11 protein-coding genes are annotated in these 12,463 nt (G+C 61.7%); 5 read left to right on the top strand and 6 right to left on the bottom strand.

The features are described from left to right. The first annotated feature begins 32 nt into the window (after positions 1 to 32). Entirely contained in the window at positions 33 to 980 is a 948-nt protein-coding gene (locus tag AC6CIE_RS16480; protein ID WP_498092909.1) for an amidohydrolase family protein, read from the top strand. A gap of 92 nt (positions 981 to 1,072) precedes the next feature. On the opposite strand, the gene AC6CIE_RS16475 is transcribed toward AC6CIE_RS16480, so the two are convergent. Beyond that, complete coding sequence (locus AC6CIE_RS16475) at positions 1,073 to 1,498, bottom strand: winged helix-turn-helix transcriptional regulator (RefSeq protein ID WP_218342934.1); 426 nt, start codon at positions 1,496 to 1,498, stop codon at positions 1,073 to 1,075. A 93-nt stretch (positions 1,499 to 1,591) separates the two neighbouring features. Here AC6CIE_RS16475 and AC6CIE_RS16470 point away from each other — a divergent pair, with 93 nt between their 5' ends. Continuing rightward, on the top strand, positions 1,592 to 2,545 hold the full coding sequence (locus AC6CIE_RS16470) for an aromatic alcohol reductase (protein ID WP_498092907.1): 954 nt from the start codon (positions 1,592 to 1,594) through the stop codon (positions 2,543 to 2,545). Between the two features lie 133 nt (positions 2,546 to 2,678). Here AC6CIE_RS16470 and AC6CIE_RS16465 read toward each other — a convergent pair whose 3' ends face one another. Continuing rightward, positions 2,679 to 3,419 (bottom strand): SDR family NAD(P)-dependent oxidoreductase, encoded by a 741-nt coding sequence (locus AC6CIE_RS16465; protein ID WP_498093385.1) that lies wholly within the window; start codon positions 3,417 to 3,419, stop codon positions 2,679 to 2,681. 79 nt (positions 3,420 to 3,498) lie between these two features. Further along, positions 3,499 to 4,953, bottom strand: a complete 1,455-nt coding sequence (locus AC6CIE_RS16460; protein ID WP_498092905.1) for an MFS transporter — start codon at positions 4,951 to 4,953, stop codon at positions 3,499 to 3,501. Between the two features lie 148 nt (positions 4,954 to 5,101). Here AC6CIE_RS16460 and AC6CIE_RS16455 point away from each other — a divergent pair, with 148 nt between their 5' ends. Further along, entirely contained in the window at positions 5,102 to 5,971 is an 870-nt protein-coding gene (locus AC6CIE_RS16455; protein WP_279970733.1) for a LysR family transcriptional regulator, read from the top strand. A 207-nt stretch (positions 5,972 to 6,178) separates the two neighbouring features. Here AC6CIE_RS16455 and AC6CIE_RS16450 read toward each other — a convergent pair whose 3' ends face one another. Further along, positions 6,179 to 7,840, bottom strand: a complete 1,662-nt coding sequence (locus AC6CIE_RS16450) for a methyl-accepting chemotaxis protein (RefSeq protein WP_498092903.1) — start codon at positions 7,838 to 7,840, stop codon at positions 6,179 to 6,181. 277 nt (positions 7,841 to 8,117) lie between these two features. On the opposite strand from AC6CIE_RS16450, the gene AC6CIE_RS16445 reads away from it, so the two are divergent. Together AC6CIE_RS16445 and AC6CIE_RS16440 are read left to right on the top strand one after the other, a co-directional pair. Next, positions 8,118 to 8,783, top strand: a complete 666-nt coding sequence (locus tag AC6CIE_RS16445; RefSeq protein ID WP_498092901.1) for a response regulator — start codon at positions 8,118 to 8,120, stop codon at positions 8,781 to 8,783. A gap of 31 nt (positions 8,784 to 8,814) precedes the next feature. Then, positions 8,815 to 10,167 carry an ATP-binding protein gene (locus AC6CIE_RS16440; protein WP_498092899.1) on the top strand — a complete coding sequence of 451 codons (1,353 nt, stop codon included), beginning with the start codon at positions 8,815 to 8,817 and terminating at the stop codon, positions 10,165 to 10,167. 33 nt (positions 10,168 to 10,200) lie between these two features. Here AC6CIE_RS16440 and AC6CIE_RS16435 read toward each other — a convergent pair whose 3' ends face one another. Together AC6CIE_RS16435 and AC6CIE_RS16430 are read right to left on the bottom strand one after the other, a co-directional pair. Then, positions 10,201 to 11,289, bottom strand: coding sequence for a tartrate dehydrogenase (locus AC6CIE_RS16435; RefSeq protein ID WP_498092897.1), 1,089 nt, complete (start codon positions 11,287 to 11,289; stop codon positions 10,201 to 10,203). 55 nt (positions 11,290 to 11,344) lie between these two features. After that, positions 11,345 to 12,349 carry a Bug family tripartite tricarboxylate transporter substrate binding protein gene (locus AC6CIE_RS16430; RefSeq protein WP_498092895.1) on the bottom strand — a complete coding sequence of 335 codons (1,005 nt, stop codon included), beginning with the start codon at positions 12,347 to 12,349 and terminating at the stop codon, positions 11,345 to 11,347. Positions 12,350 to 12,463: the final 114 nt, after the last annotated feature.

Here is a 12,463-nt window from a genome sequence, read left to right as displayed (position 1 = left end):
ACGCCCTTCCCCATCATCTTCCCGAGCATCCCATGAGCCGTACCCAGCTTGCCGCCTCTTCCGACGACCCGCGCACCGTGCTGGGCGTCCGTCACAGCCCGGTCACCGGCACAGTTCCGCCCGGCGCCTGCGATTGCCATGTGCATATCTTTGGTCCGTTCGACCGCTACCCGCTGGCCGAAAACCGCGTGTTCATGCCGGGGCTTGCGTCGACCGATGATCTGCTTGCGCTGCACGCGGCGCTTGGGATCGACCGCGCTGTCGTCGTGCAGGCCAGCCCGCAAGGCACCGACAATCGGTGCATGACCGACGCCCTTGCCACCCTGAATGAGGCAGGCCATGCATCCCGCGGCGTCGCGGTCCTGGCGCCCGATATCTCGCGCGACGGCTTGCGGGCGCTGCATGCGGCGGGCGTGAGAGGCGCACGCGTCAACCTGCAATCATTCGGCCAGCAGGATCCGGCCATCGCGCGCGATGCGCTGGCGCGAACAGCCGAACAGGTTGTCGACCTGGGTTGGCACGTGCAGATCTACACCACGCTGCCGGTCGTCACCGCGCTCGCGCCCGCGCTGCGCGACTGCCCTGTGCCTGTGGTGATCGATCATTTCGCACTGGCTAGCGCTGTTGCCGGCACGGGCCAGCCCGGGTTCGATGCGCTGTTGGAGATGGTGGCGTCAGGCAATGTGTACGTGAAGCTCTCTGCCCCGTACCGCCTCACGGTCTGGCAAGATGGCCGCCCGCCCATCGAGGCGCGAGAGATCGCACGAGCGCTGACCGATACGCGGCTTGATCGCATGCTGTGGGGCACCGACTGGCCGCATTCGGGGGCTTGGCCGGGCGTGGCCCGCACGCGTGATCGCAGCGAACCGCTGCATCCGATTGACGATGGCGAACAGCTGTCAGCGTTCTGCGCGTGGGTTAGCGAAGCGGAGAAGCAGGCGATCCTGGTCGATAACGCGGCGCGGCTTTATGACTTTTGAGCCGGGCACGCGCCCCCGAGTGCCGCACTTATCGCGCTGATTCGTCGACATCTCGACCACACCCTGGCCGAGACGGAAATCGCGGAATCAACTCATGCAGAGCGGCTTTTCCCCTCCGCGCTCTGCAGCCTGTCGAAATTTTGCCGCGATTCCCGGAAGCGGTCCGCATTTTCCACAATCCAGGTCCACAACGGAACCATGCGGACGAGCAACTCCATGCCCGTATCGGAGAGTTCGTACTCGACTCTTGGGGGCACCTCTCCGAAGTCATGCCGAAGCACCAAGCCGTCCCGCTCGAGCTGCCGCAAGGTCAGCGTCAGCATACGTTGCGTGACGCCATGCATGCGCCTGCCGATCTCGGCATGCCGCAACCTTCCATACACGCCGAGCGTGTGGACAACACCCAGAGACCAGCGGCTTCCGGCATGTGCGAGTACCTCTCGCCGCAGCCCATCGTCATCATCCCGCAGGCCGTCACAAACGGTCTGTGAGTATCGGAGAATTTCGTCTCGATCCATCGCATCCAGCTCCCAGTATCACGCGTGTGCCTTCTTACATCCACGATGAAGCATTGCTAGACTGCCTCAACGCAATCGTAAGTGGGCTTCATCATGAACCAAACAGACCTTGACGCTACGTCTAAAAACATTCTGGTGCTCGGGGCAGGCGAACTCGGCCTTCCGGTGCTGCGCAATCTTGCGCGCAAAGCCAAAGACGTCGAGGGCGCAAGGATCAACGTGCTATTGCGCGCGAGCGCCATCGAATCGCGCGAGCCAAACAAGCGAAATGATATCGCGGAGATCCGAGACCTCGGGATTGAGGTCGTGTCAGGCGATCTTGTTAAGAGCTCCATCGACGAGCTCTCGGCTGTATTCGCGCGGTACGACACTGTGATTGGTTGTGCCGGCTACGCAGCGGGAATCGACACTCCGATGAAGCTCGCCCGCGCCGCCTTGCAGGCACGCATTCCGCGGTACTTCCCTTGGCAATTCGGAGTCGATTTTGACGTGATCGGTCGTGGAGGTCCGCAAGACATTTTCGACGCTCAGTTGGACGTGCGCGAACTATTGCGCAGTCAGCGGCAGACCGAGTGGGTCATCATCTCGACCGGCATGTTCATGAGCTACCTTTTTGAGCCTGAGTTCGGAGTCGTTGATTTGCAGAACGATGCCGTCCATGCGCTTGGTACCCTCGACACCGCCGTAACGCTGACGACCCCCGAGGACATTGGCGCGCTGACCGCCGAAATCGTCTTCGCCACGCCTCGTATCCGTAACGAAATTGTGTATCTTGCCGGCGACACCGTGACGTACGGTGAAGTCGCCGACAAGCTGCAAGCGGGCCTCGGGCGTCCATTCAAGCGTTCGGCTTGGAGCGTCGAGTATTTGCTGGATGAACTGGCGCGCGACCCGCAGAACATGATGCGCAAATACCGCGCAGCCTTTGCGCAAGGCAGGGGTATGTCATGGGACAAGGGCGGGACGTTCAATCAGCGCAAAGGGATTCCGGTCACCGATGTCGCGTCGTGGATTGACGCACATCTCGGGTCACTCCGATCCAAGTAGACAATCGACAGGCATCTGGCAAGCTCAGAATGCGGCAGCCAACCGGAACAGGAAGCTGTTGCCCATGCGGGAAGCAGCTTCTGCGGCCGCCACCGCCACATCATTACCTCGTGCATCCCAGCAAAAGACCGCATCACGCGCTTATGCCGCCATCGACAAGAATTCCCGACCCGGTGACATATGCGGCGCCCGGCCCCGCCAGGAAGGCGACGGCTTCGGCGACCTCCCTGGTCTTTCCGTAGCGGGCAATAGACAAGCTTGGCAAGACGGATGCGGCGAGGGGGCCGTCGGCAGGATTCATGTCCGTGTCGATGGGGCCAGGGCGGACAAGATTGACGGTGATGTCACGATGCCCCAGCTCACGCGCAAGTCCGCGCGTAAAGCTCTCCATCGCGGATTTGGTCGCCGCATAGACTGCGATGCCGGCGAATGGCACCGACAAGCCGGCATTGCTGCCAATCGTGATGATGCGGCCGCCATCAGGAAGGTATTTCAGCGCGGCCTGGGTGGTCATGAACACGCCGCGCACATTGACGTCCAGCTGCAGGCATATCTGCTCCAGCGACTGCTCGGAAAACGGGCCTGAAATCAAAACGCCGGCGTTGTTGACGAGGATGTCCAGGCCCCCCAGTTCATCCACGGTCCTATCTACCGCGGCCTTCACGGCGTCAGGGCTGGCAGCATCGGCCTGAATCGCGACGGCGTTGCGGCCGAGGGCGCGAATCTCGGCAGCCAGCGCCTCGGCTTTCCCCACTGATTTCTCGTACGTAATAGCGACGTCCGCGCCGTCTTCGGCCAGCTTGAGCGCAATGGCCGCGCCGATGCCACGCGCAGCGCCGGTGACAAGCGCCCGCTTATGGGCAAGACCTGGCAAGGAATTCTTCAAAGCAGTGTCCATAGCAGAGGGTTCTCTCGGAAGCATGCATCCATGATGCAAAAGGATTCTCGATCTTTCATATCTCTTGGCGTTTCCAACTTAATGCGGCGGCCAGCGCCAGTGATGCGGCTATCGCCAATGAGGCCACCGCAAATCCAAGCTGCACGTCCTGAACGCTTGCCCCATCAGGCGCGATCGCGATGAATAGACCGCCGACCAAGGCGACGCTTACTGCAGCGCTGATCTGCAATGTGGCGTTTACCAAGCCCGAGGCCAACCCGGCCCAGCGTGTTTCCACATGGTCCACGTTCAAGCGCACCAACGCAGGAAGGGCGATGCCTTGCCCGGCGCCAATCAAAAACAAGGGCAACCCCAGCCAGGACGGCGCACTGGCCAGCGCCAACACTGCGACCATGACGAGACCGAGCACCTCCAGAACCATGCCGAACCCGGCGGTGCGTGAGCCTATTTGCCGAGCGATGTGCGGGCTGCACAGCGGACCAAGAAAAAACCCGACGCCAAGCGGCAGGATGGCCAGGCCGGCTGTCATCGCGTCGTGGCCCAGGCCGGCGTGTTCGTACACGGCGAACACCAGGAAGAACGCGGCTAGCGCATAGAAAAGGAACGTAGATGCCAAACTGCGTCGTAACCCGCGCACGGCCAGAAGCGATGGCAGGACCAGTGGAGTTCTGCCGGCGCGCTCCTCTGCCCGTTCGTACTTCCAGAAGAGACATAGCAACGGCATGCTCACCGCCAGCGGCACGATGCACCACCAGGGCCAATGATGTTGCTGCCCTTCGATAAGCGGAACCACGAGCGCCAGCAAGCTTATCGCCAGCAGCACCGCGCCGGGCACGTCCAGGCGTGGCGAATGTTCGTCACGAGTTTCTCGCAGCAACCTCATTGCAGCTGGAATGGCAACGATGATGATGGGAAGGTTGATCAAAAAGACGCTGCGCCACCCCAGTCCCCACGGACTCGTCGAAACCAGCACTCCGCCAAGCAATTGCCCCCCCACCGAGGCGAAGCCGAAAGTCGCACCATATCGGCTCAGCGCGCGATTCTTTTCGCTTGCCGGAAAGATGGCATGTATCGATGCCAATGATTGCGGCGCCATGATCGCGGCAGATATCCCTTGCAGCAGCCGGCCGGCGACAAGCATGCCCGGGGACGGCGCCAGGCCGCACAACGCGGACGCCACGCCAAAGCCGAGCATGCCCGCGATAAACACGCGCTTGCGGCCATAAAGATCCCCCAGACGACCTCCCAGGATCAGCGTGACGGCATAGGCGGCGGCATACACCGAGATCACCAACTGCGAGACGTCGGAAGAAGCTTGCAGGTCGGTCCGTATGGCGGGCAGCGCCCCGTTGACGATGAAGAAGTCCAAAGGCGGCAGGAGCGTGCCAGTCAACAGCACGGCCAAAGCGAGCCAGCGACGGGGATCAGCGGCGGCTTTCCCAGCCGCGCGTTCGGATGACGCCAGCGCTGCTTCGAGCGCGCCTGCAACGTGGCGGGGTTCAATATTCATAGCTTGAGGCTCCAAATCAGATGTGCCTGAGCGTGAGCGCAACGGTTCGCCAGGACATTTCATGGAACGCATGATCCTCTGAACAATGTTGTTCGGACACTGACATCCATGTATATTTTCCGTACATTTTTGTACGCAATGGATTGGCATGGATTGGAATGACGTTCGCATCTTTCTAGCGGTTGCTCGCAGCGGATCCTTCGGCGGCGCGGCCCGGACACTGAACGTCAGTCATCCGACAGTGGGTCGCCGCATCAAGGTGCTTGAGGAGAAAGCCAAGCAGGCACTCTTTCGAAGAACAAAGGATGGCCTGGTGCTCACGGATGCCGGTGACAACGTGCGGGCGCTGGCGGAGTCCATGGAAGATTCCGCGCTATCCATGGAAAGGCGTCTGACCGGCAACGACCAGCGCCTGGAAGGCATCCTGCGAATCTCTTCCGCGGAATGGTTCGCCGGCTATGTCCTGGCGCCCGTCCTGGTCGAGTTGACCCACCGCCATCCCGCTGTCGTGCCGGAAGTGATTGCCAGCCATCGCTTACTCGATCTCTCACGGCGGGAGGCCGACGTGGCCTTTCGCATCGTGCCTTTCACCGAACCGGATATTGTCCAGCGCCGTCTGATGCGCATGTCATATGGCGTCTATGCGTCGGCGGCAACCGCCCAGGCCTTGCAGGAGGATCCCGCATCAGTGGGCGTCATTCTGATGAACACCGCCCAGTCGCATTTCCCCGATGTGGCTTGGGTGCTGGAGAGGTTTCCGCGCTGCCGGCGCGCGTTCACAAGCACGAATCGTTCGGTGCAGGCGCAGATGTGTTTGAGGGGTGTGGGCATCGCGGTGCTGCCACGGCCGCTAGGCGATGCAGTTCCCGGATTGCAGCGCCTGCACACGCCGGATGAACCACCCACGCGGGATATATGGGTCGGCTACCACCAGGACCTGCGGCACATGGATCGCTTGCGGGTGATGCTGGATATCGCCGACATGATGCTGTCGAACACCAGCATTCCAGCGCCTTGAGCGAAGGCTCGCAGATCCAGCCGCGGGGGATGGCAATCCAGCGCCGACTCCGGAACCCGCAAAACTCTAACCATGACGCTTTCGCAGCATCTGAAGCGCGTCATGCAGATGCCGGACATCCATGAGAAGTTTGCAGGCGCCTTTCTGGACGCGATGCCTACCGGACCGGCCGCCTTCGCCAAACGCTACGAAGCGGTGAATCCCACGTCAGTCGCAGGTTGTCCAAACTTCGACACCGGCCGCGCCGCGAGGGCGCGAATCGCCGCCGCGAGGCGAATCCGACCGCCCCGCCCCCATGCCATCGACGGCGGAAGCGGCCCGCTCACCCGCAGCGCCAAGCTTGAAGACCGCCACGGTGCGCACCAACGCGGACGCCTGATCGGCCAGGCTGTTTGCTGCGGCGGCCATCTCTTCGACGAGCGCTGCGTTCTGTTGCGTCACTTCGTCCATCTGCATGACCGCTTGTCCCACCTGGCCGACGCCCGTGCTCTGCTCTGCACTGGCATTGCTGATCTCCGCCATGATGCTCGTGACGTGACGAATCGAATCGACCACCTCGGCCATCGTCGTCCCGGCGTGGTCCACGAGGACTGTGCCTTCCTCCACCTGCTGGACGCTTGCCGAGATCAGTTGCTTGATCTCCTTGGCCGCATCGGCGCATCGTTTCGCCAGCGAACGGACTTCTCCCGCGACGACGGCGAAGCCTTTGCCCTGCTCTCCTGCTCGGGCCGCCTCCACCGCCGCATTCAGCGCGAGGATGTTTGTCTGAAACGCGATGCCGTCGATGACGCTGATAATGTCCGAGATCTTCGAACTCCCGTCACGAATGTCATTCATCGTCGTGACCACCTCTGCGACCACCTTTCCGCCCTTCTGCGCCACATCGGACGCCGCAATCGCCAACCGGTTCGCGGCCTGGGCGTTATCGGCGTTCTGGCGCACGGCGGTGCCCAGCTGCTCCATCGATGCGGCGGTCTCTTCCAGCGCGCTGGCCTGGTTTTCCGTACGCGAACTCAGATCGTTGTTGCCGGCCGCGATTTGCGCACTTGCCGCAGCCACGCTTTCAGCATTGTGGCGCACCGATTTGACCGTCGACGCCAAGCTCGTGCGCATGCGCTCAAGCGCGTCCAGCAACAGGCCGACTTCGTCCTTGCGGTCTTCGGCATACGAGTTGCCAAGGTCCCCGGCGGCGACTTCATCGGCCGCCCTGACCGCGCGCAACAGCGGACGCGTGATCGATCGAATGAGCAACAGCGCAAGCGCCGAGCCCATGACGGCCGCCAGCAGACCGCTCAAGAGGATATCCCGGCGCAGGCTGTCGCTGGCCTCTTCCGCCAACGCGCTGCTCGTTTGCGTCAGCCTGGCCTGCACCTCGATCTGCGCATGAATCAATGCTTCATAGGCCAGCTGAACCGGCCTGAAGGCATCGATCAGGTTGCGCGTCGCCTCGGCCTTCTGATCCCTCCGGATCAAATCGAGAAGCGCATCGCCGCTCACCACGAATTTGGCTCGTGCATCCTTCATCGACGCCAGCGTCCGCCGCCCCTCCTCGGACGTGATCGCCCCCGTTAGAAACTCATATTCGGCGACGACCGCCTGGCGGCTTTCCACGATTCTGCGATGGGCCTCGGCCACCCGCTCGGCATCAGTGAAGATCAAGAGGTTGCGCATCTGCACCCCCTGCACACGCACCTGATCCCGTAAGGCTGCCAGCGACTGGTTGATGGGAATGCGGGCGCTGATGAGGCTGTCCGTGGCATCCCTTTGCACGCCTGACCGATACCAGCTGATGCTCGAAAGCACGATCATCATCAGCACCATTGCAGAGAACGCCAGAGCCAGTTTGGCGGAGATTCTTAGATTCTTCATTGTTGTTGCGTCGCAAATGACTTCTCAAGGTAATCGGAACGCAGGCGCTTTTTCACCCGTGTCCTCCTCATTGTGGCGACCTCGTTTTAGTTTTTTCTTAACCACCCCCGCCGCCCACGACCGACTGGCGCCTGCCGGCGTCACGTGGCGTTGGAACAACGGACAGCCACGCGATGCGGCGACTCACCTGCCCGCATCCCACGCCGGTCCATTAAGATTTTTTTAAAGCCGCTGGCCCACAATGATTCGGCTCTGCTTATTGAATTTGGACCGCTGAATGCCAAGAACCTTGTTGATTGAGGACGACTCGATGCTTGCCGAAGCATTGACGACGACGCTTGTACGTGATGGCGCCGACGTGGTGATCGCCCAGGAAGCGGCCGTGGCCAAAGTGCAGCTCGTCGACCACAACTTCGACGTCGTGCTTCTGGACCTGGGCTTACCCGATGGATCAGGCCTTGACATACTGCGTTTCATGCGCGCCCGCTACGACATCACGCCCGTGATAATCATGACCTCCAGGGACCGGTTGAGCGAGCGCATCGCGGGCTTGGATGCCGGCGCTGACGACTACGTGGTCAAGCCGTTTCCCGTATCGGAATTGCTCGCGCGCATGCGTGCGGTTGTCCGGCGAAGCAAGGGCAATGTTGCGCCTGTCATGTCGTGTGCCGGGCTGACCCTGCACCCCGCCAATCACTTCGCGACGCTGCACGGCAAAGAGGTCCTGTTGAGCAGTCACGAGTTTCGAACCTTGCAGGCCTTGGTCCAGCGCAACGGCCACCCTGTTTCCAGAGAGACGCTTGAGCTGGAGGTCTACGGCACCAGCGGCGCAACCGGAAGCAACACCGTGGCGGTCTACGTGCACCAACTGCGTAGAAAGGTGGGTGGCGATCTGATTCAAACCGTGCACGGTTTTGGATATCGGCTTCGGAACGATTCCTGAGACACAGATGGTTGGGCCGAAATCGTTACGCGTGCGATTGCTGCTGGGGATCGCCACCACACTGCTGCTATCTTGGCTGATTCAGTTCTCGTTGTACTGGACCGACGTCATCCGCGAAAACACGGGCGGCCGAGACAGGGATTTGATGAGCACCGCGCAGATTGCGCTCCTGACGGCAGCGGCGGCATCGGGACACATTGCGACCGAAGGCGCCCTCGGCCCGCCGCACCGGCAATGGTTTTCTCCGTCGGGTAAGCACGTGATGATTGCGCTGGACCTGGCGAGCGGTCGAACTATCTTCAGCTCGCAGGGTGCGCCGCACGACCGCCTTGCGCAGTTGGGAGAACACGGTTTTTTCACGCGGTTCGTGGACGGAGATGGCTGGCGCGTGTACTCCGAAGTCGACCCGGAAACGCAAACGCAGATGGTCGTCGCGGCGTCCCTTTCGCATTATCAACAGCTGTTCAACGACCGCTTCACCCTGGGGGCAATCATCACCCTGGTGCTGGTGCTTTCGGTGGGTGGCGGAGCGCTGGTGATCAGCAGCGTCACCCTCAAACCGGTCTCGGCGATCACGCGCGCCTTGCGGCAACGCCACGCCACCGACCTCAGCCCGCTCTGCGAAAAGCAGGTTCCCGTAGAAGTGCGTCCCCTCATCGTCGCCTTCAATCAGCAACACGCGCTCCTGAAATCCGTCCTGGAGAACGAACGGAATTTCCTCAGCAACGCGGCCCACGAGTTGCGCACACCCTTGGCCGTGCTGACAGTTCAAACCGAGAACGCCCTGCACACCGAAGACATGGCCGAGCTAAAGACGCAGCTCAGGAAAATGGGTCAAACCACGCAGCGCAGCGCCCGCCTCGTCGAGCAATTGCTGGACCTTGCCCGCATGGAGTCGGGCGATGTGGAAAGCCAGATGACCGCGATCGCGCTGGAAGAAATCACTGAACTGGTGGCGCGCGACCTGCATACCATCGCCAGTGAGAAAGGTCTGCGCCTGGTGATGGATCTGCAGCCCTGCCGCGTGCTGGGCCATGTGGACCTGCTGGGAATTCTGGTCCGCAACCTGCTGGACAACGCCTGCCGGTACAGCGCGCACGACGGTACTGTGCTGATCCAGTGCGCCGAGACCGCAGGGCGCGTCACCCTGACCGTCCTGGACGACGGTCCGGGCGTGCCCTTTCCGGAGCGCGGCAGGATCTTCGAACGGTTCTATCGCGTGCCGGGCTCGACCGAGCCGGGCAGCGGCATCGGGCTGTCACTGGTCGCCCGCATTGCCGGCAGACACCAGGCGACGATACGCGTGGGAACCGGGATCGGCGGCAAAGGAGCGTCGTTCTCGGTCTCGTTCGACGCGCTGGCAATGGCAGCGGTAGTGCGTTAGCAACAACCGCCGCCTGCCGTGTGCTATCGCCGCTCAGCGATCCCCACGGACTAGCGCGGCAATCGCTTGCCCCACCTCAGTGGTGCTGGCAGCACCGCCCAGATCCCGGGTATGCGGACCGGACACCAGAATCGTCTCGATAGCGCTGACCACGCAATCGTGCGCCGCTCGGCCTGCGCCGTCACCTTCAGTCAGGAAGTCCAGCAGCAACGCCCCCGACCAGATCATGGCGATAGGGTTGGCAACGTTCTTGCCATAGATGTCGGGCGCCGAGCCATGGACGGGCTCGAACAACGACGGAAAGGCGCGTTCCGGATTCAAATTGGCGGAGGGCGCAAGGCCAATGGTTCCCGTCGTGGCGGGCCCGAGGTCCGACAGGATATCGCCAAACAAATTGGAAGCCACGACCACATCGAAGCGGTCAGGCTGGAGCACGAACCGGGCCGACAGAATGTCGATATGCTGCTTGTCCACGGACACTTCCGGATAGGCAGCACCCACCGCGTCGGCGCGCTTGTCCCACCACGGCATGCTGATCGCGATGCCATTGGATTTGGTGGCCACGGTCAGGCGCTTGCGGCTTCTGCGATTGGCCAGGTCGAACGCATACTTCAAGACGCGGTCCGCGCCGTGGCGGGAGTAGACGGACTCCTGAATCACGATCTCGCGATCCGTTCCTTCGTACATCACGCCGCCCAGCGACGTGTACTCCCCTTCAGTGTTCTCGCGCACCACGAAGTAATCGATGTCGCCGGGCGCACGCCCCGCCAGCGGGCAGGGCACCCCGGCAAACAGCCGCACGGGGCGCAAGTTGATGTATTGATCGAACTCCCGACGGAATTTCAGCAACGAGCCCCACAACGAAACGTGATCGGGGACCGTGTCCGGCCAACCCACGGCGCCGAAGTAGATGGCGTCAACGCCGGCAAGCTGGTCCTTCCAATCGTCGGGCATCATCTGTCCGTGCTCGACGTAATAGTCGCAGCTTGCCCAATCGTATTCCACGATTTCAAGCTCGATGCCAAAGCGCTGCGCGGCGGCTTTCATCACCCGCAGCCCCTCGGGCATCACTTCTTTGCCGATGCCGTCGCCTGCGATTGCGGCGACGCGGTAACGTCTCATGGTGTTGCTCATAGGAATGACTCAAAAATAGAAAATGCCGAAAGTCCTAAAGACTTCAGCTTGTGATTCGAACGCCTGTCAGTTCGACCAGGGATTTCCAGCGCTGTGTCTCTTCAGCCATGAACTGTCCGGTCTGCTCAAGCGTCATTCTTGGCATCAATGGCGTGCCTTGACGCTCGAAACGCGCCGCCAGGCCTTCAGCGGCCCGTCCCTGATCCATCGCGGCGTGCAGCCGGGCGATGATCTCCGACGATACGTCCTTCGGCGCCCACAAACCATTCCATGTCACCACGACGCAGTCCTGGCCCAGCAGTTCGGTCAACGTGGGAACGTTGGGGGCAACTGACAACCGCTCGCGGCTGCTGACGCCGATCGCGCGCAGGCGTCCGGACTCGATCTGCGGACCCACCACCGACCAGGGATCGACCGCATAAGTGATACGGCCACCGATCACGTCCGCCATGACGCCTTGAGAACCGTTCTTGTAGGGAATATGCAAGAGATCGGGCTGCCCGATCAGACTGGCGAAGCGCCGGCATGCGATGTGACCCGACGTGCCGACGCCGTTTGAACCATAGCTATGCCGATCGGGCTTGGCCTTGATCGCCTTGACCAGGTCATCAAAGCTCTTGATGTCGCTGTCCCCGGAGACCACCAGAAAGACGGGAACGCTGATGGTTACCGCGATCGGCGCAAAGTCACGCTCAGGGTTGTACGCAAGGTCAGGGTAAACAAACGGGCTGATGCAGTACGTCGTTGCAGAGCTGTACAGCAGGCTGTATCCGTCAGGGGCTGCGTGCGCGACCACGGCGGCGCCGATGTTCCCGCCCGCACCCGCCCGATTTTCGACGACCACCGACGCCGGATTCAGGCCCTTCGCCAACTGTTCGGACCACGTCCGCGCCGCGATATCGGTGCTGCTGCCCGCTGAAAAGGGGACCAGCAGCCGGATCGTTCGATCCGGATAAGAAGACTGATTCGCGCCAAATGCCGATGGCATCAGCGCAATGGCCGCAGACCCGCCTACCGTTCGCAGAAAATCTCTTCGATTGCAATTCATGGTTTTTTTCCCCTTTTTATTGCCCGACGGTGATGCGCCGGTTGGTATTCAAAGCCGGCGCCAGTACGGGACAAGCACATTACCGCGGTTGAAATCTCCTACGTGTCCTGCATA

The organism is Achromobacter sp. GQ309 (assembly GCF_059759315.1).
This window is presented reverse-complemented; position numbering and strand designations above follow the sequence as displayed.

Excerpts from the sequence above, each read along its gene's own strand:
- AC6CIE_RS16480 (WP_498092909.1), top strand. The coding sequence starts at position 33 with ATGAGCCGTACCCAGCTTGCCGCCTCTTCCGACGACCCGCGCACCGTG.
- AC6CIE_RS16475 (WP_218342934.1), bottom strand. The coding sequence starts at position 1,498 with ATGGATCGAGACGAAATTCTCCGATACTCACAGACCGTTTGTGACGGC.
- AC6CIE_RS16470 (WP_498092907.1), top strand. The coding sequence starts at position 1,592 with ATGAACCAAACAGACCTTGACGCTACGTCTAAAAACATTCTGGTGCTC.
- AC6CIE_RS16460 (WP_498092905.1), bottom strand. The coding sequence starts at position 4,953 with ATGAATATTGAACCCCGCCACGTTGCAGGCGCGCTCGAAGCAGCGCTG.
- AC6CIE_RS16455 (WP_279970733.1), top strand. The coding sequence starts at position 5,102 with ATGGATTGGAATGACGTTCGCATCTTTCTAGCGGTTGCTCGCAGCGGA.
- AC6CIE_RS16450 (WP_498092903.1), bottom strand. The coding sequence starts at position 7,840 with ATGAAGAATCTAAGAATCTCCGCCAAACTGGCTCTGGCGTTCTCTGCA.
- AC6CIE_RS16445 (WP_498092901.1), top strand. The coding sequence starts at position 8,118 with ATGCCAAGAACCTTGTTGATTGAGGACGACTCGATGCTTGCCGAAGCA.
- AC6CIE_RS16435 (WP_498092897.1), bottom strand. The coding sequence starts at position 11,289 with ATGAGACGTTACCGCGTCGCCGCAATCGCAGGCGACGGCATCGGCAAA.
- AC6CIE_RS16430 (WP_498092895.1), bottom strand. The coding sequence starts at position 12,349 with ATGAATTGCAATCGAAGAGATTTTCTGCGAACGGTAGGCGGGTCTGCG.